General features: G+C 55.6%; 22 protein-coding genes. 16 read left to right on the forward strand and 6 right to left on the reverse strand.

Going from position 1 to position 26801, the window contains the following annotated elements; translation table 11 throughout:
* Positions 1-25: 25 nt before the first annotated feature.
* From Poly21_RS26955 to Poly21_RS02230, 4 genes are all read left to right on the forward strand, one after another.
* Entirely contained in the window at positions 26-256 is a 231-nt protein-coding gene (locus Poly21_RS26955) for a hypothetical protein (protein WP_302117281.1), read from the forward strand.
* Positions 257-457: 201 nt separating this feature from the next.
* Entirely contained in the window at positions 458-1531 is a 1074-nt protein-coding gene (locus tag Poly21_RS02225) for a DUF1559 domain-containing protein (protein ID WP_146405397.1), read from the forward strand.
* Complete coding sequence (locus tag Poly21_RS26960; RefSeq protein WP_302117282.1) at positions 1531-1701, forward strand: hypothetical protein; 171 nt, start codon at positions 1531-1533, stop codon at positions 1699-1701. The genes Poly21_RS02225 and Poly21_RS26960 overlap by 1 nt, the downstream gene beginning before the upstream one ends.
* 215 nt (positions 1702-1916) lie before the next feature.
* On the forward strand, positions 1917-2657 hold the full coding sequence (locus Poly21_RS02230) for a hypothetical protein (RefSeq protein WP_146405398.1): 741 nt from the start codon (positions 1917-1919) through the stop codon (positions 2655-2657).
* Positions 2658-2727: 70 nt separating this feature from the next.
* Here the strand turns inward: Poly21_RS02230 and ppk2 are convergent, their stop codons facing one another.
* Positions 2728-3621 carry a polyphosphate kinase 2 gene (ppk2, locus tag Poly21_RS02235; protein WP_146405399.1) on the reverse strand — a complete coding sequence of 298 codons (894 nt, stop codon included), beginning with the start codon at positions 3619-3621 and terminating at the stop codon, positions 2728-2730.
* 562 nt (positions 3622-4183) lie between these two features.
* Here ppk2 and Poly21_RS02240 point away from each other — a divergent pair.
* Positions 4184-4369 carry a hypothetical protein gene (locus Poly21_RS02240; protein WP_146405400.1) on the forward strand — a complete coding sequence of 62 codons (186 nt, stop codon included), beginning with the start codon at positions 4184-4186 and terminating at the stop codon, positions 4367-4369.
* Positions 4370-4478: 109 nt separating this feature from the next.
* Positions 4479-4604 (forward strand): hypothetical protein, encoded by a 126-nt coding sequence (locus tag Poly21_RS02245; RefSeq protein WP_302117284.1) that lies wholly within the window; start codon positions 4479-4481, stop codon positions 4602-4604.
* Positions 4605-4755: 151 nt separating this feature from the next.
* On the opposite strand, the gene Poly21_RS02250 is transcribed toward Poly21_RS02245, so the two are convergent.
* A complete protein-coding gene (locus Poly21_RS02250; RefSeq protein ID WP_146405401.1) occupies positions 4756-6018 on the reverse strand; it encodes a M16 family metallopeptidase in 1263 nt (420 codons plus the stop codon).
* A 151-nt stretch (positions 6019-6169) separates the two neighbouring features.
* Here Poly21_RS02250 and Poly21_RS02255 point away from each other — a divergent pair, with 151 nt between their 5' ends.
* The 7 genes from Poly21_RS02255 to pstB all read left to right on the forward strand — a co-directional run bounded on the left by Poly21_RS02255 (position 6170) and on the right by pstB (position 13151).
* Positions 6170-7102, forward strand: a complete 933-nt coding sequence (locus Poly21_RS02255) for a UDP-2,3-diacylglucosamine diphosphatase (RefSeq protein WP_302117287.1) — start codon at positions 6170-6172, stop codon at positions 7100-7102.
* Between the two features lie 80 nt (positions 7103-7182).
* A complete protein-coding gene (locus Poly21_RS02260) occupies positions 7183-8376 on the forward strand; it encodes a BtaA family protein (protein WP_302117288.1) in 1194 nt (397 codons plus the stop codon).
* Positions 8373-9239 (forward strand): class I SAM-dependent methyltransferase, encoded by an 867-nt coding sequence (locus tag Poly21_RS02265; RefSeq protein WP_302117289.1) that lies wholly within the window; start codon positions 8373-8375, stop codon positions 9237-9239. The genes Poly21_RS02260 and Poly21_RS02265 overlap by 4 nt, the downstream gene beginning before the upstream one ends.
* A 99-nt stretch (positions 9240-9338) precedes the next feature.
* A complete protein-coding gene (pstS, locus tag Poly21_RS02270; protein ID WP_302117290.1) occupies positions 9339-10415 on the forward strand; it encodes a phosphate ABC transporter substrate-binding protein PstS in 1077 nt (358 codons plus the stop codon).
* Complete coding sequence (gene pstC / locus Poly21_RS02275) at positions 10415-11389, forward strand: phosphate ABC transporter permease subunit PstC (protein WP_146405403.1); 975 nt, start codon at positions 10415-10417, stop codon at positions 11387-11389. Before pstS ends, pstC begins: the two co-directional genes overlap by 1 nt.
* Positions 11389-12303, forward strand: coding sequence for a phosphate ABC transporter permease PstA (gene pstA, locus Poly21_RS02280; protein ID WP_146405404.1), 915 nt, complete (start codon positions 11389-11391; stop codon positions 12301-12303). Before pstC ends, pstA begins: the two co-directional genes overlap by 1 nt.
* 23 nt (positions 12304-12326) lie before the next feature.
* Positions 12327-13151, forward strand: coding sequence for a phosphate ABC transporter ATP-binding protein PstB (gene pstB, locus Poly21_RS02285; RefSeq protein ID WP_146405405.1), 825 nt, complete (start codon positions 12327-12329; stop codon positions 13149-13151).
* Between the two features lie 139 nt (positions 13152-13290).
* Here the strand turns inward: pstB and Poly21_RS02290 are convergent, their stop codons facing one another.
* A complete protein-coding gene (locus Poly21_RS02290) occupies positions 13291-16113 on the reverse strand; it encodes a UvrD-helicase domain-containing protein (RefSeq protein WP_146405406.1) in 2823 nt (940 codons plus the stop codon).
* Entirely contained in the window at positions 16110-19082 is a 2973-nt protein-coding gene (locus tag Poly21_RS02295; protein ID WP_302117291.1) for a PD-(D/E)XK nuclease family protein, read from the reverse strand. The genes Poly21_RS02290 and Poly21_RS02295 overlap by 4 nt, the downstream gene beginning before the upstream one ends.
* A gap of 465 nt (positions 19083-19547) precedes the next feature.
* Between Poly21_RS02295 and glgB the strand changes: the two genes are divergently transcribed.
* From glgB to Poly21_RS02310, 3 genes are all read left to right on the forward strand, one after another.
* The gene (gene glgB / locus Poly21_RS02300; RefSeq protein WP_146405407.1) at positions 19548-21536 is read left to right on the forward strand and encodes a 1,4-alpha-glucan branching protein GlgB; all 1989 of its coding nucleotides are present in this window, start codon (positions 19548-19550) and stop codon (positions 21534-21536) included.
* Between the two features lie 137 nt (positions 21537-21673).
* The gene (locus tag Poly21_RS02305; RefSeq protein WP_436967468.1) at positions 21674-22429 is read left to right on the forward strand and encodes a DUF1559 domain-containing protein; all 756 of its coding nucleotides are present in this window, start codon (positions 21674-21676) and stop codon (positions 22427-22429) included.
* A gap of 173 nt (positions 22430-22602) precedes the next feature.
* A complete protein-coding gene (locus Poly21_RS02310) occupies positions 22603-23739 on the forward strand; it encodes a thioredoxin fold domain-containing protein (RefSeq protein WP_146405408.1) in 1137 nt (378 codons plus the stop codon).
* A 120-nt stretch (positions 23740-23859) separates the two neighbouring features.
* Here Poly21_RS02310 and Poly21_RS02315 read toward each other — a convergent pair whose 3' ends face one another.
* Positions 23860-25962, reverse strand: a complete 2103-nt coding sequence (locus tag Poly21_RS02315) for an ABC transporter permease subunit/CPBP intramembrane protease (RefSeq protein ID WP_146405409.1) — start codon at positions 25960-25962, stop codon at positions 23860-23862.
* Positions 25959-26714: an ATP-binding cassette domain-containing protein gene (locus tag Poly21_RS02320; protein WP_146405410.1), complete on the reverse strand. Its 756-nt coding sequence runs from the start codon at positions 26712-26714 to the stop codon at positions 25959-25961. Before Poly21_RS02320 ends, Poly21_RS02315 begins: the two co-directional genes overlap by 4 nt.
* Positions 26715-26801 lie beyond the last annotated feature (87 nt).

Consider the following 26801-nt stretch of genomic DNA (forward strand, 5'->3'; position numbering starts at 1 on the left):
CCGCGCGCCGCTGATGAACAGCCGCTTGAATCAACCAAGAACTGCAACCGGTCAGTCGGGCGTCCAATTGCCAAAGACGCCGCACGCCATCGGCACGATTACCGAACGCGAACGTATTGCCCTCACGCGGATTCAACCGTCAGCGGCAGACGCCGACCTGTTCGACATCAGGTTAGCAGTTGTGTTGGCATCCGGCCACAATGCTTCTGTGAGCGAAATATCAGCGAATCGACATCAATTATTAACACAGTTGTGACCCCAAACTTAACAAATCCGCCAAGTCCATGAAGTCTCGATGAAGACCTCTGTTTTCACGCTCGAAAGCACTAGGCGGGTTTGCGGGCAGTTGCTCGAATCAGCACATCGGACGATGCATCGTCGAATCGTTCGACACGATGTTTGGAACGCTTTCCAGCCACGTGCAAATCAGTCTCTTACATTTTGCAGAGGAGAATCGATGACGACAAATATTAGAGGGGCATGTTTGCCAGCGACACGATTGTTGAGTCGCCGACGTGCATTCACATTGGTGGAATTACTCGTGGTGATCGCGATCATTGGGGTCTTGGTCGGATTACTGTTGCCTGCCGTACAGGCTGCCCGTGAAGCGGCTCGCAGGATGCAATGTTCCAATAAACTGAAGCAGATGGGGCTGGCATCACTGAATTTCGAAAGTGCCTACAATAAACTGCCAGAGGGCCCCATCGACGGTGACCGGGAAGCAGTCGAGTATCCGAGCGAAGCTCCTACGACAGCGGGCAATCCAAAAGACGACGTGTGTTGTCGAGCGTCTACCCGCAGAGGATGGAGTGCTCAATACAAAATTCTGCCTTTCATGGAAGGCAACAATATCTATGAACTCGGCCGCGATGACCCTCCATTCTGGGCCACGCAATCGGGAAATGGCAATGAAAATGTGGTTGCCCAGCAGCTCGTGCCAGGATTCTATTGCCCATCCCGGCGGTCACCCAAGGGCTACGGTAGTGCCTTTTACGGGCGCACGGACTACGCAGGTAGTGCTGGATTCTACCACGGTCGACCGGATTCCGTGATCGATTTCATCCCCGAGGCTCCGCTCGGTGCTCCCGCCGAAGGAACACGCACCGCTCCGAATGGTGGACTGGCACGTCAACGTGGCGGAGCCATCGTTTGGCCAGGCCTCGGAGATAAGCGAACCCTCGCCGATATCACCGATGGCACCTCCATGTCGCTCCTGTTCTCCGAGAAGGCGTTGCATCCCTCTCAGCATGGTTTGGACGGTGGTGACAATGAACGGTGGAATAATGCTGGCTGGGACGAATGTGTGGTCCGTTGGCACTTCCCACCCCGCGCTGACCAAGAAACCTATGCCCCCGAGGAGGGCGGATCAACAAACTGGAATCGCTACTTCGGCGCCGCTCACATGGGCGGACTCAACGCCGGATTCTGCGATGGATCCGTTCGATTCTATTCATTCTCAGTCGATGCGACTGTGTGGAAACAATTGTGTCTGATTAATGATGGCGAAGTCATCGACGAAGGAAAACTATAATGCGAAGTTTGCAAGTGAAGTACAAGATGTGTTTGTTGTTGGTGGTGATGGGATGCAGTATGCAGTGCGGCTGTGGTGGGCCACCGCCCCCACCACCCATTGACGCTGCGATGGAAGCGGAAAGTCAAAAACATGATGAAGAAGTGAGAGAGCAGGAATCGGGCATGTAGCCCTGCCTGACACCAGTACCTTATATGTTTTCACGACGCCACCTCTGAGGAGGTGGCGTTATTTGCATCCACGCGGTGGATAGACAGTCAACTTGATAATAGAGATAGCAATGCGCATAAGACAAAAAAAATGGTCAGCTCTCGTGGCACTCTCAATGGTACCGAGCCTGGGGCTACTCGGATGCGACTCGTCACCTGCGATCGATCGATCGCGAATGCATATCCATCAACCCGCTCGAATAGAGGGTTCGCCCGACGTTCCCGAGTACTCCGTCTGGCGGCCGTTTTTTAAAACCGATGCTGGGAATGTATCTTCAGGAACCACCGTCGGGACGGCGTTCTTAGCCCAGCCCTACGCCGAAGGGAAGACTTATCTCGTGACGGCAGCCCACCTGTACGGAACCGCAACCGGGTTGAGTCGTGATATTCGACCTAGCGAATGGGCGTCAGCGATTCAGTCGACGCATGTCGGCGATGCCTTTGGAGCGACTGACGCTATCAAAGCAGTCGGTGCTCCGCTCACACCGGTCGACGCAGATTCTGAACAACAGAGGTGGGTCGATCTCGATATCATCGCACTCAACACGGGACCGAATCTGAACGGGAATGCGTTCAAGTTCTCCAATGAGTCCGTCCACACTGGGCAACGCCTGTGGCTGGTGACGGCGCTCTTTGCCGGCGCATCAGCGAGTCAAAAGTGCCATGCTGTCACCGTGAACACGGTTGACCCATCCGGTTCGATCTCTTATACGTTCGAAAACGCGAAAATCTCCTTTCGAGCGACTGAAGGGGCTCCTCTGCTGTTCGACTCCGGAGCGATCGCGGGCATCCACCTGCGCGGCCGCGAAGCGCAACCCAATGAAGGTTCCCCGGCAGGCAACCCCACGGGATCGGGATTGAATAGCGAAGCCCTGAGATCGGCACTGATGGAGCTGTCTGCGACTCAGGGAGGATGAGGCTGTGTAGTGGCGGTTGGCGACTCAACTGCGTGCGATCGTCCGCTACGCAGTCTTCGGGGGTGCAAAGCTAGAAGACTGACTCAACAAACATGTCGTCAGGTAGTGGTTTTCTCTCGTAATGATCGTGTCGTTCACGCGGCGGCATTTCTACTGCTGCGTTTTCGGTCTCCTGATATGGGATCTGCTTCAGCAGGTGTCCGATGCAGTTGAGCCGAGCCCGTTTCTTGTTATCCGCTTCAACAATCCACCACCGCGAGAATGGCAGGTTGGACTTCTGCAGCATCACCTCTTTCGCTTCAGTATATTGCTCCCAGCGACGCCGCGACTCAAGGTCCATTGGGCTGAGTTTCCATTGCTTGAGAGGGTCGCTGATTCGGCACTGAAACCGAAATTGTTGCTCCTCGTCGGAAATGGAAAACCAGTATTTGACCAGATGGATTCCCGAGTCGACGAGCATTTGTTCAAAGCTTGGTACGTCGCGAAAGAAGGCTTCGTATTCATCCTGGGTGCAGAAGCCCATCACACGCTCGACCCCCGCCCGATTGTACCAACTGCGATCGAAGAGCACGATTTCCCCGGCGGCGGGAAGATGAGGAACGTAACGTTGGAAATACCACTGGGTTTTTTCTCGCTCCGACGGCGCCGTCAGAGCAACCACGCGGCAAACTCGCGGATTGAGCCGCTGTGTGATCCGCTTGATCGCGCCACCCTTTCCAGCGGCATCTCGACCCTCGAAGACGACAGCAACCTTGGCACCCGTTTCGACGACCCAGGCCTGCAATTTGATCAACTCTTGCTGTAATTGCAGGAGATGCCGAAAATAGTTTCGCCGGGTCAATTCGCGGTCCTCCTGCGAATTTGGATCGCGATCCGAGATCGCTTCCTCTAGTTCTGCCTCAAACTCCTCATCGATGGAGTCAAGGATTTCTTCACGGATTCTCAACAGATCTGATTCGTTCATGGCGGTGATTCGTGGTCGTTCCAAATTGACGCTCGCTACTGAAATCGATGGCAGGCGACTGATTCATATCATTCCATCGGGGGCGATTCAAAACAGTCAGTCACTGGCAGCAAGCATAGATAGAACCGGTCGGTCGCATACATGCATTGCGATGCAGTTTAAAAAACTTCACGCCAACTTCATCTGTCGATTTGGATTGGGCTGGATGCCCGTATGGTCGCGAAGCTCATCTGGAATTTTGTGACTGAAGGCAGAACTCAGCAATGGTCCCTACAGAGCTGGGCCGGAGAACGTTCCAGCATTGATGCAAAGCGATTCATTCACAGTGCAGTGGTGCCGCCCCCTCCGCATCGGTCGGCTCCATTTGTGGTTCGGTCCGCGAGCAAATCGAACCCTATTTGAGCAGCAGGGCCTGTCGGGCGAGGTCGCTAGTTTCGCCTGTGAGCGGGGCACCCAGGCAGTTTCAAGGTCGAAACCAAATTTCCCAAGATTCACAAAGTCATGCATTGACTGCCAATGTCATACGGCGTATGCTGGTTTGTATGTGAGGCAGAGAGAGATCATGACAAAATCCAAAGAAAAGTCGAAAGCCAACAAGAAACTCACCGAGAGGATCAACTTGCGCGTTTCGGAGAAAGAGCTGGCGTTGCTGGAGTCGGCGTGTAGCGCGGACGAGCGGTCGCTGAGCAATTGGGCCAGGCGTGTGCTCGTGCAAGAAGCTCGTCGGCAACTTTCGGAGGATTCTTGATATGGGTATCGATTGCTGAACCTGAGTAGTATCGTCGGAGGGGTGTTCTCGCCGGCGCAAACGAGGTCGTTCGCATCCGCGTACGGCAAACCATTGAAGGAGACGAGACATGGCTGGTAAAAAAGGCAAGAAAAGCAAAAGTAAAAAAGGCAAGAAAGCCAAGGACCTGAAGGGCAAGAAGTCCAAGGGTAAGAAGAGCAAGGGCAAAAAAGGCAAGAAGGGCAAGAAGAAATAGTTCTTCCTCCGCGTAGCCAGATTGATTTTGGCTTGAAAGGGCTGTCGAAACAGTTTGTTTGGACAGCCTTTTTTTTATGCGCATTCATCGAACGCAAAATGGCGTGCTAATTCGGGCGGGCGATGAGGGGGCTCAGGGTGCCCCGGGGTCGCTACTCTTGCTCACCGCACCCGCGAAAGATGAGCGCGTGCGCAGCGCTGGGCTGGAGTGCGTCGAGCCAGAGGCTGACATCGCGATCCCTATAGCCGAGCATTGTCGTGGCGAAGTCGGCGTCGGTGATGCATTGACCATAGTGAATGAGCGACGCACTGCCCTCATCGGTGTATTCGCAGGCATGAGGATCGTGCATCTCGATGCTGCCGCGGATAGTGTCGCGAACGTAATCGAGCCACTGTTGTGATCGCAATTCTGGACTGCCGATCAGCCGCCAGAACGCGTCGAGTACCCGCTCCGGCTCTGCGCTCGTTTGCGTGACGAGGCCAGCATAACCGCCATCAGGATAGGTCGTGCTGATGAAATCAGGTGAATATGCCAGTCGTTCATCTTCGCGAACCAGGCGATTCAGTGGTGATCCCAGGTCACCAGCGGAAAACACGTGTTCGAGAAAATCCCACTGCAGCCGCGCAGTGATGCCCTCGCACAGCGGTCCAATGGGGAACAGCAAGTAGACGACGGAATCCGCGTGCGAGGTATGGATGGTTGTCGTCTGTCCCGCCTGCCAGGTCGGCAATGGACCATAGTTGGCCGGGCACCTGCGTTCGGAAAGGGGATGGTCAGGCATTTGTTCCATACACCCACCGACAACCTCGAGCAATTGTTGGCGTTCGATGTCGCCCGCCAGAAACAGCACTGAGCGGTTGCGTGAGTATCCCGATGCATGGGCGTGACGCAGTTGATTGGCATCAATGGCTCGCAATTGTTTGGCGGTACCGAGTTGATCGTGACCGAGCGGATGCCCAGGCCATAGCAGACCTGGCAATCGGCACAGCGAGTGATGATATGGATCAGAATGCCATTCGCCGATCTCCTGCAGGATGACTTCGCGTTCAGCTTCGATATCGTCAATCCGCAACAGTGGTTGGCCCACCATATCAGCGAGTACCTCCAGCGCGTCCGCCCACACGCGTTTAGGAACGTTGGCGCTGAACGAGGTATGCGTGGATCCCGTTTCTGCATCACTGTCCCCACCGTGGCGTACCAATCGAGCTTCCGTGTCTCGATACCCGCCCGGAAACTTGTGAGTTCCCCGAGAGGGAATGTGCTCAAACCAGTGATAGACGCCGTGACCTCCGGCTTGGTCATCGTCGGCACTGCCGACGAACACGAGCCAGTTCATCGAAACGGTGTTGACCGGCAGACGCTGGAAATAGATTGGGACCCCATTCGGTCCCGTGATCAATTCAAAGTCAATCATGATTGCAGAAAGCACTCGTGTGGACAAAAGGTGAGCGGCTGAGTGTGGGCGTTCCAGTTCCGTGCAGCCAAGCTGGGTCGAAGGTGCCTGTGAAAAAACTGTCCGAATTCATCGAACCTATTGGCTGAGTTAACAGAAACGACATCATCGAGTGCTAAAGTCACTTTCAGTGAAGAAGCCAATTGCTTGTTACTTTGAATACAGGACCAAGGGCGTGACTGACATGGAGATTCGGCCAGTACGTACCCTTCTGGTCAGCGACGTGCATCTGGGGTGTAAGCACTCCAGAGCGAAGGAGTTTTTGGAGTTCCTGCAAGGCTTCGCACCCGACAAACTATACATTGTCGGCGACTTTATCGACACCTGGAAAATCAACTCCGGCTGGCACTGGTCGACGGCTTGCGACGATACGATATCGCATCTGCTCATGCTCGCAGAGCGAGGAGCACAGGTGTTTTACGTTCCCGGCAATCATGATGCATTTCTGCGGAACCCCATGTTTCGCATGGCCCTGCCACCTGAGTTCAGGCAACTTCAGATTGCGAATGAATTTGTGTTCGAAACACTCAGGGGCTGGCGATTCCTGGTTACCCATGGCGATCTATTCGATTGTTTTGAAACGCAAGCACAATGGGTCTCGAAAGGGAGCTCTGTGTTCTACGACGCCTGCTTAAGCGTCAATTGGTGGGCCCATCGCTGGATGATGAATCAGAGCCGGAATCCGTACGGAGCTTGCGCACTGCTTAAGAATCGAGTCAAGCGTGGCATCCGATTTATTAGCCAGTACGAATCAAAAATCATGCATCACGCTCGTCAGCAGTCATGTGAGGGCGTCGTTTGTGGACATATCCATACACCGGGAATCCGCTACTCCGACTCGATGCTGTACTGCAACACCGGAGATTGGGTGGAAAATTGTACGGGCCTCATTGAGGACCATGACGGTGAAATTCGCTTGGTCTCTCGCTATGCCGAGGAGCAGGTGCTCTCGCTCCCCCGGCTTGAAGGACGTGCCAATGGACGGCGTTTGAACGCGTCGCAGCGACTTCCTCAGCACGTCGGCGAAAAAGACTTTGCAGCTTAAGTTGACACTTCTTTGGTTTCCCTAGTTTGAACTGATAATCGATGATTACTCAATGGATCGGACGAAGATGCTTCTCAGCCGTGCATCAACGAAACCTGGTTTACAACACCTGTTGGGAAGACCCCCGGCTGGATCGTCAGGCCCTCAATCTCGGTGAGAGCGACAATGTGCTGGTGATCACCTCAGCGGGCTGCAATGCATTGGACTATGCCCTCGATGGGCCCCAGAATGTGTTTGCCGTTGATATGAATCCATTGCAGAATGCTTTGCTCGAATTGAAGATGGCGGCCATCAGCGCGTTGTCATTCAGTGAGTTTTTCACCGTGTTTGGTGAAGGCGGGAACCCCGATTGGCGATCGATGTACTTCGATGCAGTGCGAGGTCGACTCGATGAAAAATACCAAGATATTTGGGACAAACGCTTGGATTTCTTTGAAAAGAGTCACCGTCGAGGCAGCTTTTACTTTCGCGGTACCTCTGGCTTGTTTGCTTGGATTATCAATGCTTACATGGATCGCATGCCAGGACTACGCGATGCCGTGCTCGATATGTTGGAGGCACCGTCGGTCGAGCACCAACAGGAGATATTCGTGACCAGAGGCGTCAGTGAACTGCTCTGGAGTAAACCGCTGCGTTGGGCGTTGCGGCGCGAGTCGACGATGGCGATGCTCGGTGTTCCACGCAGTCAGCGAGACCAGATCCAGCGAGGGTACCCAGGAGGAATTACTGGCTTTATTCAAGATCGGATCGAGAGCGTGTTCAGGAATGTATCGCTCCGCGACAATTATTTCTGGCGAGTTTATTTGACAGGCCAGTACTCAAGCACCTGTTGCCCAGAATACCTCAAGCCAGCAAATTTTATGCTGCTCAAAAATGGATTGGCGGAGCGGATCTCGACCCACACGACCACGGTGGAGGGATTTTTAAATCGCTCAGAATGTGAGGTCTCGCGGTTTGTGTTACTCGATCATATGGATTGGCTCTACGATCGCTATCCAGAAAAGTTGGCCGCCGAATGGCAGAGTATATTTGATCGCGCGGCGGAAAACTCTCGCATTCTGTGGCGAAGTGCAGCTCTCGAAGTGGACTTCGTCGATCCACTGCGAATCAAGGTAGATGGATTGCAAGTCGCCCTGGGGGAAGTTCTTCATTATCAATCTGAGCTAGCCGAGCAGCTGCACCAGCGCGACCGCGTCAATACCTATGGCAGTTTCTATATCACCGACCTGCACAAGCATGCAGCCAGTACTGGTGCTAAGGGAGTCGCCGCGTGAGCATCACTTCACCCAGAATTAAACTAAGTGAGGACTTAAAGGTGCTTTGGCATTTGCTGTTACGCCCGGTACGTGGGCACACCCATGCCGAGCGATTAGAAAGCTTTTATCGTGGTCAGGCAGACAGCTATGACTCCTTCCGCTCGCGATTACTTCACGGGCGCGAACGGCTGATCGGCAGCCTTGAGTTTCCCGATGATGGTGTGTGGGTAGACATGGGTGCGGGAACGGGCGAAAACGTTGTTTTTGCAGGCGATTCGGTGTCTCGCCTGAGAGCGATTCACCTCGTTGATCTCGCACCGTCGCTCCTCGAGGTCGCCCAACGGAGAATGCAAGAGCGCGCTATCACGCAAGCCAGAGTGCATCTGTGCGACGCTACCCAATTCGAGCTGCCGCCCGCGAGTGTTGATGTGATTACGTTTTCATACTCGCTGACGATGATCCCAGACTGGTTCGAGGCGATCTTGGTCGCCCAACGTCTGTTGAAGCCTGGTGGAACGATCGCAGTGGTTGATTTTACGGTTTCGAGAAAGTTCGCATCAGCGCCGCAGCGTCAGCACCATTGGTGCCAACGCACTTTCTGGACACACTGGTTTGCCTTCGACAATGTGTTTTTGACCCCTGACCATCTCGCGATGCTGACTCGCTTGTTCCAAACAGAACGATTGGAGCAATCATCAGGAAGGGTGCCCTACCTGCCGTTGCTGAGAGCTCCGTTTTATCTCTTTGCGGGGCGAAAATCACGGCAGCGTTGCGACCCAAGCAGCAGTGAAAATCACGTTTTTTCCCGGGATTCCACGTATGAATTCGCCTCCCAGTCTAGTGGGGATTGTCAGTTGCGACCGGGACGGGGAACAGTGTGAATATTTCGTTAAGGAAGGTTCCCACGGGCAGTAGCTCAAACTACAAGTAAGAACCTGAATTTCAAATCATCCAGTGGCACGTAACCAAAGAGGCCCTTTGTGCTCAAGTCGGTATCGATTCTTAATACGCTACTCGGATTGGCAATGGTTGCTGGTTGCGGCCCGTCACGCTCGTCGGATAGCTCCGGTGCAACGGGAGATACCTCTCATGTGAAACTACAGGGTTCTGGGGCGAGTTTCCCTGCGCCCCTCTACGGTCACTGGTTCAAACAGTTTAGCTCAGAGACGCCGGGCGTCAGGGTTGACTATCAAGCAAAGGGCAGTGGCGGTGGTATTAAGGACTTCATTGAGCATACCGTCGATTTTGCGGCCAGTGACGCTGCGATGAATGACGACGAGATATCTCAGGTCGATGCGGGCGTAGTGCTACTGCCATTGACTGCCGGTAGCGTGGTGCTGGCCTACAATTTACCGAGCCTTGAGCAGCCACTGAAGTTGTCTCGTGAAGCATACAGCAAAATTTTTCTCGGCGAGATCGCCCGCTGGAACGATCCTGTGATCGCGGAGATGAATGAGGGCGCCGATCTGCCTGACTTGCCGGTCACAGTGGTTGTTCGAGCCGACAGTAGCGGGACGACCTATGTTTTTACAAATCACCTATCAGCCATCAGTAAGGGATTTGCGAGCGGGCCTGGAACTGGAAAGAGCGTGAGTTGGCCCGAGAGTGACAAGTTCATTGCTGCACCTAAAAACGATGGTGTGACGGCGACGATCATGCAGACACCCGGCGCCATTGGTTATGTCGAGTTCGGATTTGCGGCCCAGGCTAAGCTGCCAATGGCAGGGCTTGAGAACCAATCGGGTAAGGTGATTGCGCCGACCCTTGAGAATGCCGCAGCAGCGCTCGCTACCGTTGCGATGCCAGAGGACATGCGGGCGTGGTTGCCCGATCCGGTCGGCGAACAGGCATACCCGATCGTCAGTTACACATGGCTGCTCTGCTATCAAAAGTATGATGATGAGAACAAGGCTCAGGCACTCAAAGATTTGGTTCGTTGGTGCCTGACGACAGGGCAGAGTTCCGCTCCCGAGATGGGATACGTGGCACTCCCGCCAAACGTCATCGAATCCGTGCAAGCGAAACTCGATTCCATTCATTCGAATAAAGTGAACTGATGTCTAAGTCCGCCGAGTGGGAGTCGCGAGCGTCGGTGTCGACGGCTCCCACCAAGTTTGATGTCGCGAATGATCGCGTGTTCCGCCAGTTTACTCGTATCTTTGCATGGCTCACCGTTGCACTGGTCTTTTTCATTGTCTACGAAGTCGCTGGAAAAGCGTTGCCCGCGATCCGCGAGCATGGGCTGTCGTTTCTGACGTCGACTACCTGGAATTTGCAGAAGGGCCAATTCGGTGTGTTACCAGAGATATGGGGAACTCTCTATAGTTCGATCTTGGCACTGCTGATTGGTGGATTTTTTGGTGTTTCGATTGCAATCTTCTTAACGCAAAACTTTTTGCCTTCCAAGGTCGAGTGGGTATTTAAGAACATCGTCGAGTTATTGGCAGCAATCCCCAGCGTGGTTTATGGCCTATGGGGAATCTTTGTCGTCATCCCGATGATCCGGCCTGTGGCGAACTGGCTCCATAGTCACCTGGGCTGGTGCCCACTGTTTGGCACTTCGCTCTCAGGTCCGGGCATGCTACCGGCGGCGTTGGTGTTGTCCATCATGATTTTACCCACGGTAACAGCGATCTCGCGTGGATCCTTGAGCAACGTGCCCAGCAAGCTGAAGGAGGCCGCCTACGGACTGGGGGCAACTCGGTGGGAAGCGATCTTCGGAGTCATCTTGCCCACGGCGTCGAAGGGGATTTTCGGTGCTCTCGTTCTGGGATTCGGCCGCGCTCTAGGAGAGACGATGGCCTTGGCGATGTTGGTTGGCAACTCCAACCAGATGAGCGTTTCGCTGTTCTCTCCCGGGAACACGCTTGCCGCCCTCTTGGCAAACCATTTTCCTGAGGCGACTGCATTGGAAGAGCCGGTGCTGATGTATGCCGCCCTCGTTCTGCTGGCGATCACGTTGGCCGTCAACATCTGTGGTGCTGTCGTGCTCAATCGAGCATCTGCTCGCCTAACGGGAGTGGCTCACTGATGACACCCGATGAAATCACGACCGAGTTCGCTGAGATTGATTTTCCGAAACTCGATCGGTCGCTACGTCATCCACGCACCATGATCAGTGCGGCGCTGAGTATAGGGGCGTTTCTGGCGACGGTCGTGGCATGCGTCCCATTGTTGAGTGTGCTCGTCATGCTGGTGTATCGAGGTGGCAAGAAATTGTCGCTGGAACTGTTTACGGAGTTGCCGCCGACCGGGTTTGAATCCGGCGGCGGATTCGGCAATGCGATCGTCGGAACCATCGTGATCGTGGCAATCGCAGCGGTCATCTCCATCCCCAGCGGTGTCTTGACTGCCATCTTTCTAGCTGAGTTTGGTGCGGGGTCTAAAACAGCGTCGGTCGCTCGGTTTTGCGCCAAAACGTTGACTGGTCTGCCATCGATTTTGGCCGGTGTGTTCGCGTATGCCGCCGTTGTCGTAGCGACAGGAACGTATTCTGCTCCGGCAGGCGGGGTCGCGTTGTCGCTGTTGATGCTGCCGACGATTATTTTGACCGCCGAAGAGGCGATGCGAATGGTACCCACGAAGATGAAAGAAGCCGCCATCGGCATGGGGTGCACGCCAACCCAGGTGGCTTGGAAAATTGTATTGCCAACTGCGCTGCCCGGCATTTTAACGGGTGTGATGTTGGCGATCGCGCGAGCCGCTGGTGAGACCGCACCGCTGTTATTCACAGCACTTTTCAGTAACTACTGGATCTTTGAAGATGGGCAATCGCAAGTGATGGAGCCGACCGCATCCCTCGCCGTGTTTATCTACAACTTTTCCGGAATGCCGTTTGAGAACCAGATTGAGATGGCATGGGCGGCATCACTGATCTTGGTGCTGATGGTTCTGACGACCAATATCACCGGACAAATTATTTCACATAAGACAAAACTAACCTAACGTAGAAATTTGGAGAATCCAACATGATTGCGACACCGAGCGATGAAGTGGAAGACTTGTTGGCCAATGGAGATGGCGACCTGCTATTGGATTGTAGGATCCGAAATCTTTACTATGGATCGTTTCGGGCGGTGCGTGATAGCCACATCCCAATCCATCGAGGGTCCGTAACAGCCTTTATCGGTCCATCCGGCTGCGGTAAGAGCAGTGCGCTCCGTTGCCTGAATCGTATGAACGATCTGGTGCGCGGTTTTCGCTTCGACGGGCACGTTCACTTTCGAGGCAAGGACATTTACCACGCGCATATTGATCCGGTTGCCGTACGACGGTACATCGGCATGGTTTTTCAACAGCCCAATCCGTTTGCCATGAGCATTTTCAATAACGTCGCCTTTGGTTTGCGCTTAAATCGCTATCGAGGCGATATTGGCGAGAAGGTCGAAGAGGCTCTTCGTGGGGCGGCTCTTTGGGAAGAGGTCAAGGACAAGCTGAAAAATAGCGGCCTCTCCCTCTCCGGCGGACAGCAGCAACGACTCTGTATCGCTCGGGCGATCGCGACCGAACCCGAAGTCCTGCTGATGGATGAGCCCTGCTCGGCCCTCGATCCAATTGCCACTCGGCGGATCGAGGAGCTCATCAGTGAGCTTACTGAGAAGTACACGATTGCAATCGTCACCCACAATCTGCAACAGGCCAAACGTGTGGCAAACAATACTGCCTTCATGTACGTCGATACCAGTGAAGGCGGCCGGACAGGTTATCTCGTAGAGTTCGGAGAGACACAAGAACTCTTCGATTCACCGCAGGAGGATGCCACCAAGCGTTACATCCAAGGCGAATTCAGTTAGTGTTCAGCACACGATGATTGGTAGGTGTTTGTAAGTTTTCACCCCGTTACCGCGAGAAGTTTCCCCGGACGGAGCCATCTGGCTACGTATGTCGACCGACGGCTCAGCTCGTCAGGAGATCGCCCCAAACGGCAGTTCGTTAGCAGGATTGGCTACTGTCAGCCAGGTGCATCCCATTGCGCCGTGGTGTTTCATCAAGGGGCAGGAACGCAATCTGCCGTTGAAGTGATGGTTTCGTGGTAGTATCCGTTTGGATCTCTTCGGCATTCTGCCACCATCGCTCATTGCCAAGTTCGAACAAGATCTCGCGTCCTGCAGTGGGGTCAATGTCCGAATTCGAGGCAAGGTTCCATGCATGAAACAGCAGCGATGCAAAGTTCTTGTTATTGAAATCGGGTTTGTTCGCCGGTGGAGTGAGCAGATAGAGACCTTGCCGGGAACGAGTCATCGCGACGTACAGTAAGCAGAGGGCCTCTGTAATGCGGGAGGTGATATTGGCACCGAAGTTTTTTTGCCACCGTTCCGGCAGGTAGTGCCATTGTTTTTCACTGACGCTGCGGCTCATGCCGACCGGCGGAGCGCCCAGATCGGGCAGGTCGGCAATGCATTGGGGCGATTGGCCGATTAGATCCTTGTGCAGTTCAGGCAGGAACACAGCATCGAATTCCAGACCTTTGGATTGATGGACCGTCATCACGCGCACCGCCGCTGCTCGCGGGCGCGGGACCCGTTTCGAGTTGACCAGATCAACAAAATCTCGCAGACGCGATCGAGCGGTATGGCGATACAACGTAGCCAGTTCAACGAGTTGGTTCAGTCGTCCACACTCGCGGTCGTCACAGGCAGTTCGCAATGCCTCGGTGAGAAACAGCACTGTGGCGGGTAACCCGAGGTTCTCGAGCATACAACGCAGTTGATTCGCTGCCGCATCAGGAGCGTCATCGTTTGCGAGCGGCAAGCAGTTCGCTAGCGGTGAGTGCGAGATGTGGAACCGCCAGCGGCCGTCGCCGGGATGCTCCACCATCATCAGTGCCGAAAGCACCCACCGCACAGCGACGGAATCTGAAAGGGGATTGCCGCCTTCTGCGCTGACGTCGACCCCGCGTGATTCCAGGTGATCGATGAGCATCGCCACGGTCGCATTGGTCCGTGTCAGAACACCAATGGTTAACTGTGGTGCCTGCCGATGCAGGTCTTCAATTTGATTAGCGGCTTCGACGAGTAGTGCATCGGTGATTTCCTTGGCGGTTGGTTTGACCGGTTTAGCCTTTGGCACATCCGCGTTTTCCTTAGGCGCAATCAGCGGTCCGGTCATGAACCGTACGAAACCGGGTAATGATCTGGCTGCGGTATGTTTGGGGAACTTTGTTGCGAAGGTTTGTAGCGCGGTCGCCTCATAACAGCCTTTCTCTGCAGGATCATTGTTCGCCGGTGTCTCAGCGAGGGGATGCCGAGTCAAGTTCTGGAAGGCATCGGTAACGGCATCGAGTACGATCGCAGAACTGCGAAAGCTTTTGTCCTGTGAACTCGATACGATCCCATCAATATTGGAATCAACCGCATCAAAGATTTCAGCGACGCCACCGCGCCAGCCGTAAATCGCCTGTTTCGTATCGCCCACACAGAAAAATGAATGGCTGCGACGCGAATCGATCGGACTCTGGCTTCCGGTGGTAACGCCATCTGGACTCGCATCAGACTTCACCGTGGACTGAGCGAGTACTTTGAGCACCTGCCACTGCACCGGAGCGGTGTCTTGGAACTCATCGAGGAGAAGATGGTTGATGTTGGCATCGAGCCGCCGCTGGATCGTTTCTGCATCGAGACTACGAAAAATGCCAGCCAGTCGAACAGCGATATCATCGAAGGCAAATGCACGTTGGGATTGCTTGACTTCGGAAATCGCTTCTTCGTAGTGCACCGCAACTCCACCTGTGGCTTGGTTCTGGCTCCTTAACAACGAAAGGGCTTCGCATTGGACAGACTGATACAAAACGTCAAAGCCGGAATCGATCTCTGCGGGAAATTTACTTCGCCCGTACTTAACTTCCTCATCGAGTCGACGCGATTTGTGAATGTTTTTAAGCAGAGTTTGTTCAATGAGCGGTGCTAGGTCACGCGCGTCGAGATGATCCGCCATCTTCTCGAGCAGTTCTCGCAAAGACTTCTGCGGTGGAGATGCCATGCGAAAAGATCCCGCCGTCGCGGTGATCAATTTTGATTCCGGGCGTGTCGGTACCTGGATCAAGTCCCATACATCCACGCCGGCCTGCCGGGCCATCGCGTACGTCGTTTCCACAACGGTAATCAGCTCGCGGGCGATATTTCGTTTGACGTCGCCGCGGCCAAGCATCGAAATCAGAGTTTCGATCTCGGCGGGTTTGAGGGTGTCGATCATGTTGCCAACGGCGACCTGCCGCAGCCAGACCTCTTCGACATCGTCGGTCAATCGCCACCCCGGAGGAAGCTCCAGTTCAAATGGTAGCGCACGAGCGAGTTGCGAAAACAGACTGTCGAGTGTGCAGATTCGCAGCCGGTGAATATTCCGGAGCAACCGATGAAATAGGTCACCACAAACGTGCCTGGGAAGTCCCGGCAATCCGACCTGGTCGCGTAACGCCGTTAGCGCCTCTGGTTTTGTGGGATCGGCGGCTTGGCCGAGCGTCACTAGTACCCGCGTCAAAATTTCCCCTGCGGCTTTGCGGGTAAATGTGGTCGCCAGCACGGTCTCGGGAGGTGCGCCGGTCAGCAGTATTTTCAGTAATCGGGCGGTCAACTGGTAGGTCTTGCCAGTACCCGCTGAGGCGCGCACAAGCGTGGGTTCAAATGCGCCTCGTAATAACTCGGGAGTGAGCAGGTCCTGGCCGAGCAGCAGTTCGTCAAACGCATCGTCTGGACGCGTTTCGCCGTGCTCTATACTCACGAGTTCCGCATTGGCGACGTCCGTTCTGGAATTGTTCATGGTGACTCCTCGCTCGCTTGATTGTCGTCGTCGGCCGGCATCGTATTGAGTGCCTCGTTGAACATCATTTCATAGTCGTCAAATTCCACACCGGCCGGATTCGGCTCAAACTGACACGATCGGATCTGCCTCACGCAGTGATGGATCAGCTCGTCGGCTTGGTCAAACTGCGCCTGGGTGAAGCTGGCGAGATTAATTTTGGTCTCGGTATCCTTCTCGGCGACGTTGAAATATCCCAGTTCAACATCAGCAGGATCAGCCTCGATGCCCAGGTCAGGGATGAACCGACGATAGAGCGGCAACTGTAAGTCCACCCACTGCGTCGAGCCATCGGGCAACTTCTTAAGATGCTTTTTTTCTGGCAGGTGCCCGTGAGTTTTATAGTCGAGGATGGCCCATCGATCGAGTTCCGGATGATAGTCGATACGGTCAAATCGCCCTCGCAGTCCAGTGAACTTGCCATCGATTAAGATTCCAGTTGGACGCTTGGGACGCTTTGTCTTGCGGTCAAAGTCGAGCTCGTCAACGGATGCTTCGACTTTGTGAATCCGCCATCCCTGCGCGATCCTTTCGGCTTGACGCAACGCCACTGTCTGCAAGCGACGTTCGGCTTGCCGAACCTGCAACTGAACCGTCGATGCGGTATTGTCGCCATATCGCTCGGCCGCATAACGATGCAATTGGGCAACGAGCTCGGCGGCGATTTTGTCTGGATCGGCTTCGTCCTTGGCACTGCTCTCGCCGAAATTCTCGAGTGCACCGTGCACAAGATCGCCGAATTGGTTCGCAGCAAGTTCGAGTGATCCATCATCCAACGGCCTCAGTTTCAGGACGTATCGCAAATAGAATCGATAGGGACAGGCGAGGTAGGCCGAGAACGCCGTCACACTCAAGGTCTCGATCGTGCGACCGGGTTGCGGTGGCGGTGGGCGGAAGTAACCCATCGTGTCATGTCCGCTTCGCTCGGACGCAGCAGCGCTGTTTGGTGGAACGATTTGGACGGACTCCCGAGGCTCGGTCAATATCCGGCAAACGCGGCGGGCGGCATCATCGGCAGAGGACGCAGCCAGCAGACGGCTCGGTGGTGTTGGGGATCCGTCCGCGGAATGCGTCCCGACGAGAAACCGAACGTCTTTGCGAATGCTAAGCATTTGATGCATGGCATGCACGTCTCGGGCATAACGTCGATCGTTGATTCGTTGGCTAAGGGTTGACTGTAGCGAAGACGGTACATAGGGATCCGATGATGCAGCCTCGGGGACGAAGGGATGGTTCAGTCCACAAACCACCATTGCCGGGGCGTCATCGAGGGCCAAGTCGAGCCAGCCCAGAATCTCGATCTTATCGGGGGCGGGCGTGTCGGCAAGTGAAATTTCGCCAACGCGTCCGGCAATCAGCTCGAGGGCCGCGAGGGAATCAATGGCGGGATCGAGTGCCTCACTCACGTTCTCGAAATCCCCCAGTCGCGCAAGGGTGCTCGTGAGGGCCGGTGACGTCAGGTCGCCCGTCGCGTGGCCTGTCACGTCGCTCTCAGTCTCGGCGGCGTAAGCACGAGTGAGTACCTCGGCGACCGCCTTGCTCCACTGCCGAATCGTGCGGGCGGGACGATTCAAGGGGGTCAGCCAGTCCTCAACAGCACCGAGGATGGCTTCTGCCGTGACCGTTTCGGTACGCGTGGCGGGGAGGGGAAGGTCAACGCTGCGCGGGAACGCCTCGGACATCAATTGGTCCAACGTCGTCAGCCAACCGGCAGGGTCATGAGGTCGTTGTCGCTCGCTCGTAGTGGCACTGAAATGGCGATCGATCAAAGTGTACACCGCGGCATGCCGAACGAGTGCGGCGAGGGATCGCCACGTTCGACGTTGGCGGTAGGTTGCGAGCAGGTCCAGCAATCTTCCGACCGAGGTTTCAGCGACGGTCCAACCGACGTGCCGGTAGGTGGGCACGCGTAGCAACCGGCATTGATTCTCGATTGGTTCCGTCTGCGAGCGGTCAGTCACTCCAATGGTAATGGCGTCGACGCTGTGTCGGCTGCCGAAATCAGCCAGCGACTCAACCACCGCCTGCGATTGGTCGTCGACGGGACCGGTGGCGATCAGCTGCTCATCGCGAATCGGCAACTTGTGGTCCTTCCAACGCTCGGGCAGGAGGCAACCGATCTCATCAAAATGATCAGCCAATGACGGTGGCGCGGCAATCAGTGCCGTCACTGGCGTGTCGACCTGGCTTAACATCGCCTTGACCATTTCAGAGAGGTCCGTTGCGCCAACTAGCACGATGGGGCGCAAGGCGCGGCATTCGCGTTGAGCGATTTTTTCAATCGCGGCACCATTGGGGTCACATCGCTGTGCAGCCTCCAGCTCATGGCGGTACCTTTTCATGGCATCGACTAGGAACTCCCAGCGGCGCCGATCGGCGCCGGATTCGGCCTTCTCTAGCACGCTCTCGAAGGTGCTGTTCTCTGCTGCGATTGTAGTCCATAACCGTCGTGTGGTGGCCGCTAAGTCCAACCAGGGCGTTGTCGCATCCGGCTCTGGCGGTGTCGGTACGAGTGTCTTCAAGGCTGCGGGATCGGATGCGGATAACACGCGAGCCCAGGCAAGAATTTGTTCGAAGTCGGTGGCCCACTCGGCCGGTCGCCGATACAACAGGCTGGGAAGCCGTCCGACGAGATTGAAGCGAGGAGGACGATACTCGCGGCCACTGGCATGGGCGGCGAACTGCAACTTCTCTCGCAACCGAGATAACGCCCGGCTCGACGGTAATACGACGTCGAGAGAACTCAGGTCCAGTGGTGCGGGAGCCACTGATTCTGGCTGTTCGAGCAGCCACTTTGCTGCGAGTTGGATGAGCGGTCGATCCCAGCCGCAGAACACCCGCTCGCAGATTGCGCCGTGAGCAACCGGTCGCCCTGATCTGCGTGTCGTCGCTGCCGTTTTATCTACCAATTCCTGATTCTCCTCAGCCAACTGCAATCATCCCTATGGCGACAGTGCCAGAGGGCCACGGTATTTGATGGCCACGGTGCCAGGTGGCATCCTGCCCAATCGCCACAGTGTACGAAGACAAGCCTTCTGGAGAACCCACCGCGCTCAACGGCGGCAGACGTTTTCGCGTTTTCACTCAGCGATGGGCGATGCAATCTCGTCAGCACGATTTCGGTATCTCATTTGCGGCGAAGGTCTGAGAAGTGAGCTGTTTCCAAGAGGTGAGCTGTGACGCCGAGGTTCGCGTGACGAACCGAGATGAGGCAGCTACGAAGCGCCAAGCGACAGTCGCTTGCAGTATTTTTCGCCAATTGAGATCGAACGGGCGAAAACGCCAGTTTGCGGCGATCTGGCCGTCGGAGGGCTGATCACACAGTGGCATCCTCGCGCGGTAAACTTGCCCATATCAACATGCTTGATTCCTATTCACCAACGGTGTAAATCCTGATGAAATCGCCCGATTCCCAATCAACCGACGCAAAATCGACAGCGACTCCAGCAGAGGGTAGCCAGCAGGATCGGGCGAATTCTGCCGTGGGACAGCCTGGCGGCGCACCGTCGGTCGTCAATCGGCCGGAAGTATCGCCAGTTGCCGCGGAACCCCGCAACGAGCGCTACGATTGGCTCGGTGCTCATTTAGAAACGCGCGACGGTGTGGCTGGAGCCCGGTTTGCCGTGTGGGCACCCAACGCGACCGAGGTCAGCGTGTTAACTGATGGAAATGGCTGGCAGGCAGGTCGCGATTGGCTGCAAGGAAGTGACTCGGGCGTATGGAGCGGGTTCATTGCAGGCGCGACCGAGGGAACTCGGTACAAATACGCAATCAAGACAAAATCAGGAGCCGTGCTCGATAAAGCGGATCCATTTGCGTTCGCCGCCGAGCATCCACCCGCGACGGCCTCGATTATCCACAATCTTGACCAATACCAGTGGAATGACGGCGATTGGATGAACCGCCGCGGGCAGGTCAACTGGCTGCAGCAACCCGTTTCGGTCTACGAGGTGCAACTCTCCTCATGGAAACGTCCGTGGGATGGCCGCCGCTACCACAGCTACCGCGAACTCGCCACGATGCTGGTCGATTACGTCAAAGAGCTAGGCTACACACACATCGAACTGATGCCGATTACGGAATTCCCATTTGACGGCTCGTGGGGATATCAGGTGACCAGCTATTTCGCCCCCACAAGTCGATTCGGCGGTCCCGATGAGTTCCGGTACTTTGTCGATCACTGCCACCGCAACGGCATCGGCGTGATTGTGGACTGGGTTCCGGCGCACTTCCCATACGACGCTCATGGCTTGGCCCACTTCGACGGTACGGGCTTGTACGAACACAGCGATCCGCGTCAAGGTTTCCATCCGGACTGGAACACGCACATTTTCAACTATGGACGCCAGGAAGTCCGCGAGTTCTTGCATTCCAGCGCCCGGTTTTGGTGCAAGGAATATCACATTGATGGACTGCGCGTCGACGCTGTCGCGTCAATGTTGTATCTGGACTATTCGCGAGAAGCCGGTGAGTGGGTGCCTAACCAGTTTGGCGGCAATGAGAATCTCGAAGCAATTGAATTTTTGAAGCATTTTAACACTCACTTGCACGCGGATTTTCCAGGCGTTTTGACGATTGCGGAAGAATCGACTTCGTTCGGTGGCGTCTCCCGGCCCGTCTACACTGGCGGACTTGGGTTCGGGATGAAGTGGGACATGGGTTGGATGCACGACACTCTGGAGTACATCAAGCGAGACCCAATCTACCGCAAGTACCACCAAGGTGAATTGTCGTTTCGTTCGGTGTATCAGTTCAGCGAAAACTTCATGTTGCCGCTGTCGCATGATGAAGTGGTCCACGGCAAAGGATCGCTGCTGTCGCGGATGCCCGGCGATCAATGGCAGCGGTTTGCGAATTTGCGTTTGCTCTATGGATACCAGTACGCTTCACCAGGCAAGAAGCTACTGTTCATGGGTTGCGAATTCGGACAATCGTCCGAGTGGAACGCGGAGAGCCAGTTGGACTGGTCGCTGCTGCAGTTTGACGTTCATGATGGTATCAAACGATTCATTGGTGATTTGAATCGGATCTACAAAGACTACCCGGCGCTGTACGAACTGGATTGCGATCCGGCTGGCTTCTCGTGGATCGCGGCAGATGATGCCGACAAGAGCATCTTCACATTCTGCCGATTTGCCAGTGACGGCGGTGCAGTCGTGGTGGTGCTCAACTTCACCCCGGCGCCTCATGTGGGATATCGGATCGGCGTCCCCCAAGCGGGCACCTACACGGAGATTCTTAACAGCGACTCGGAACTTTACGGGGGCAGTAATGTCGGGAATCTCGGAAAGATCACGAGTAACGACGTGGCCGCCCACGGGCGTGAGCAGAGTTTGAAGCTCAATATTCCACCGCTCGCTATCGTAATGTTAGCGGTGACCTGAGGCAGGATCGTGCGAGCGGTCCATGTCAGTCAAATTCGACTGGCCCCATCATGCGTTCAAACAGATGCACGTTGCCTGTTGTGTAAGCGGCTCGAGAAGCTGCTCGCCGCTGCTCCTGCTCGAACAAACTGGCGCAGTTGGGACTTGCAGTTCATAATTTCGAGTTTTCGATGGAGCACCTGCCCTCTGGATCCATCAACCCAACCGGACCGGTTTTGAACGAACCCGTCGGACAGGATGTCGGCTATCTGGTGCAGTTGTGCCCTTACATCGAACAGCAAGGTATCGCCAATCATTTTGATATCTCGTTGGGAACCTATGACGCCGCCAACGCACCAGCCCGGAAGCAGACCATCGCCACGTTCATTTGTCCGTCATCACCTTACGCCCCCAACACGGAGGGCACCTCTGGCCTGACGAATTATGCGGGCTGCTATCACCATACCGAGGCCCCGATCGACACGAACAACACGGGATTGATGTTTCTGAACAGCCATGTGCGATATGGAGAAATCACTGACGGCAGCTCTCACACGATCTTGATCGGTGAGATGCTGCCACAGCTCGATAGCTTGGGGTGGGCTTCGGGAACGCGAGCATCGCTGCGCAACACCGGCTGGTTTGCGGGCAAATCGATGACGCCCGGTGCCACGGATATCGCACCCTATCCACGACCGAGACTCGCTGGCAGCGGTCCGGTCTTGACCGCATCAAGCGAAGATCGGATGGCAGACATTGAATTTGTCGGTGGCTTTGACAGCTACCATGCAGGGGGCGCCCAGTTTTGTTTCGCCGACGGCTCGATTCGATTTTTGAGTCTATCCGTCGATCCCGCCCTCTACCAGAAACTCGGCAATCGGGCAGATGGAGCGATGATGGGGACGGAATATTAGTTCGATTTTAGCCTGGCTCCCCATTCCCCCAAGCCTGCCCTGGCGGTGGAATCGGAAAATTCCGTAGATTCCACTCAACCCTCACCATCGGCATAACCGATGGACAGAGAACAGCCCCCCGCGATTGCATGGGGCCGAGCAATCCTGCAAACAGACAAGAAGGACTTTGTCCAATGCGACTGGCCTGGCTAACACAACTCAAGTCTCTCCACATCGTTCGTGCTGGCGTGCTCATCGCTGGTAGTTCAGTATGCTTTCAACCGCTCTCGGCAGAGATTCCCTGGCGTGACCAGTTAACGGCGGCTCACGCCGAGGCCAAGGCTCAAAACAAGCCGTTACTCCTCCATTTCTACACCGATAACTGTGTCTGGTGCGATAAACTCGAAGCCGGTGCGTTTCAGTCTCCGGAAGTCGAGGCGGCTGTCGCAAACGGCTTTGTGCCGGTCAAGATTCATGCGAGCGAGTCACGTGACCTGGCGAAAATGTTCAAGGTGACCAAGTTCCCGATGGACGTCGTGGTCACACCGGAGGGTGAGACTCTGGCTCATACGGTCAGTCCCCAGGAGCCAGCCAAGTACATCGCAATGTTGACGCAGGCGAGCAGCAAAATGCCCGCACCGGCCGCCTTTTCGCCGGAGATGTACCCGAACAATTCGAATACACCGGCTGCTGGGATGCAAATTGCAGGCGCTGAGCATCTTGACGTGGAGTTGCCCAACCTGCCCAAGAGCGACATTGATAGCCGGCCGGTTGACGAGGTCGCCGCGACGCCGGCTATGCAGTCCACCTCTGAATCGTCCGTGGGGAAACCTGCCGCAGAGATGCCAGGTGGCGGCATCGCTAGTCTCGCATCAGCGCGAATGAAAACCGAAACACCAGCGACTGCAGACCCCCAGACCGCGTTGGATGCGGAATTGGATGCATCACCGAAACTTGCGATGGAGGGTTTCTGTGCCGTCACGGTGATTGATGAAGATCAGTGGATCGAAGGCAATCCCAAGTTCGGTGTCGTGCATCTAGGCAAGTTATATCTATTCAGCTCGACAGAGAAGATGGATGTTTTTCTCGCCGACCCGATGCGTTACACGCCGGTTCTCAATGAAATCGACGTTGTCCGATTCTTCGAAGAACGCAGGATTGTCCCCGGCCAGCGACGATTTGGCATGCGAGATCCGATCCATCAGCGAATGTTTTTCTTCGCCGATGAAGCGTCCATGAATCACTTCCACGACGAGTTCGAACGCTACACAGACGCGGCGATCGAGGTCATGAATCAAGCCGTCGCTGACGCCAATCCGGACACACTGTGATGGTGATCACCAACAGCCTTCTGCCTGGAATCTTCGCTGCGATCCCGCGGTGAAGAGAGTGGATCGAACGTTGTTGAGTGCGAGTAGAGTATCAAGGCGAGCGTTGGAATACGCAGGTTTCTAGGCCTTAGCGGCTTCCAGGGACGTCGAGCGTGGGCTCAGGTGCACGATTAGGATTCCTGTCAACAGGCAACCACCAGCGATCACCAACCACAGTGGCGGCAGGTGACGGTTGCCCTCGATCTCCGCTCCGAGGAACGTAAGTTTGTCGTGGTAGCGTCCCACGAGTTCGAGCGAACCGTTGTGAAGAAAATGCATCAGCATGCCGGGCAGCACGCTACCGCTGCGATAGGCGACCCATCCCAGTGCGATACCTAGGAGCGTGGTCGGCAGAAAACGTTCGATCAATAGTGTACTGCCCACAAACACATGAAACAGGCCGAACAGCACTGCTGTGGTCATGATTGTGGGCCAGGGCCGCAAGACACTGCGGAAGGCAGAGAAAAGATATCCGCGGAAACAGAGTTCTTCGATGACTGCGGGAGCGAGCGCCAACGTCGAGAGTAATAGCACCGGCGAGATTGTTTTCCATTTCTCAAGCACTCCGCGGGTGCGTTCAAGTTGCTCTTCGTTTAATAGAGCCAGCTTCCACTGATCGGCCAGCACAAGCGCCTCATAGGCGAACGCCCAGGCGCCGAGCGACATTACGGCCGCCCCGATGTAGAACCCGATGTTGGATTGGTTCAAACGATACGTCGACGCGAGACGGTGTTTACCAAGGAGGGTTGCAGCGAGGGGAATCAATCCGAACGTGGCGATTAGAGAGACGGCGTTCAGTGTCAGCTGCAGTGGCACATTGATCTCACTGCCCTGCCGACCAATCCATTGCATCAACGAGTTTGAAACGACAAACGAGGCAGGTAATAGCAGGGCGATTACCATGCCCGCTTCACCCACGCTTGGTCGTGTGGTGGCGAGTTCGGGACGTCGAAACAGTGATCCGATGGAACGATCGCTGGTGCGGTTGACTGCATCGCTACCAAACAGCTTGGCCGCGATCGCCAGCGCGCCAGCTGCGTAGCAAAGCGTGGAGACCACCGCGACCGTCGCCCCGAGTGGATGAACGTCGCCAGCTAAAATCTCTCGCGCTAGCAACACGATGTTCAGCAGCGGAGCAACCGCGAGCGGACCTGTTAGATTGATGCCGGGCATCAAGGACAGCATCGCGGGGGCGAGGGCGAGGAGCATGACCGGAATCAAGTACGCCTGGGCTTCCTTGAACGATCGAGCGAAGCTGGTCAGCGAAAGCAACACCGCCGCAAAGAAGGCGCTGAAGAGAACGAGCAATAAGAAGATGTAGCCCATCTCTTGGAAGCCTAGTCCGCCACCTTCACCCACCAGGATCGACATCAGCCCGGTCAGCGTCAATGTGACGAACATTGCGCCCAAATTGGCGACCGCTGTCAGCAACGCCACGCTCACCACGGCGATGTATTTCGCCAACAACAGCCACCATCGCGGTACGGGAGAGGCCATCAACGCTTCCATCGTCCCACGCTCGCGTTCGCCTGCAGTCAAATCGATCGCGGGATAAACGGCTCCGGTAATGGTCATGAGGACCAAGACCAAAGGGATGATCGACGCCAACACGTTGCCGCTCTGTGGCTCACCAATCTCCGTTGTTGTCACTTCGAACGGAGTGAACTCTGGCAGAACATCTTTCATGATGCGCTCGGCATCTTGCATTCTGAGCCAGTGCAAACGCTCGATTAAAATACGTCGAGCCGATTGGCTGGCTTGATCTCCGGCAAAGGCAGTCACCTCGATTGCTGAGGGTTCACCGTCAGTGATGGTCAGTTCTGCCGCGACGTCGAGCTCATTGGCGAGCAGAGACTGGTTTGGATCCCCATCGGGCGTGACGACGACGTTGAAATCTGCCAGTGCGCCGCCGCTAGCCTGCAGGATCGACTCCGGCGGGTGACTGCGCTGATCGAGGAGCAACGATTGCAGCCATTCGCTCTCTTGTTCGCTGCCTACGCCGACGACAAAACCATTTGTACCGGGCCCGGCAGACGAAATTAAAAACCGATTCATCGCCATGCTCAGCAGCGGATAGACGAGCAACGGCATCATGACGAGCGTCAGAATGGTGCGGCGATCGCGCAGCGTTTCACGTAGCTCTTTGCGGCTGAGTCGAGCCAGTCGAGACCAGGAGAGGTTCACGTAGCAGTTTCAATCGGGGAGGAGGAGTGATTCATGAGGTCATCGAACATCTCGACGAGATGGTTCCGCCCAGTCACGCGGCGCAGTTCGGAAAGATTGCCCTCGTATTGCATTCTGCCGCGGTGCAATAATCCAAAGCGGTCACACAATCGCTCAGCTTCATCGAGCCGGTGAGTGCACACCACGACCGCTTTGCCTTCTTGGCGGAGGTGGGAAATGTACCGGAAAATAGTCTGCACGCCCACGACATCGAGTCCACGGGTGGGTTCGTCGAGCAACATGACGGGCGGATCATGAATCAACCCCCGCACCAAAGTCACCCGCTGCCGTTGACCCGTCGAGAGCGTCCCCGCCCGCCGATCCAGCAGTCCTTGGATATCCATGACCTCTGCAAGGGTCCGTAAACGTTCGCTAGCGTGATTGGGATCCACTCCATACAAATCGGCGAAATACAGGAGCATCTCACGCACACTCAGCCACGGGTACACGCCATCGCTGGCAGAGACAAACCCGAGCTTCGCTTTCGCAGTAAATGGATCGGTCGACGTAGGAATCCCCGCGACTTCCGCATCTCCGCTGTCCGGTGCGATCAACCCCAATACCATTCTGAGTGTGGTTGTTTTTCCTGCTCCGTTGGGGCCGAGCAGACCAAAGACCTCTCCAGGGGCGACCGCGAAGGACAAGTCGTCGACGGCACAGACGGTCTCGTTTTCGGCCACAAATCGCTTCGTCAACCCGTGAATTTGCAGCATGAGGAGGTTTTCAGTGGTCGCGCGGAACTGACGGAGTGCAGAGGAACCCCACCCTACGCAGCGGCGAGGAGAAAGGATCGCCACTGC

It is taken from the genome of Allorhodopirellula heiligendammensis, from assembly GCF_007860105.1.
In the GTDB taxonomy this organism is placed as follows: Bacteria; Planctomycetota; Planctomycetia; order Pirellulales; family Pirellulaceae; genus Rhodopirellula; species Rhodopirellula heiligendammensis.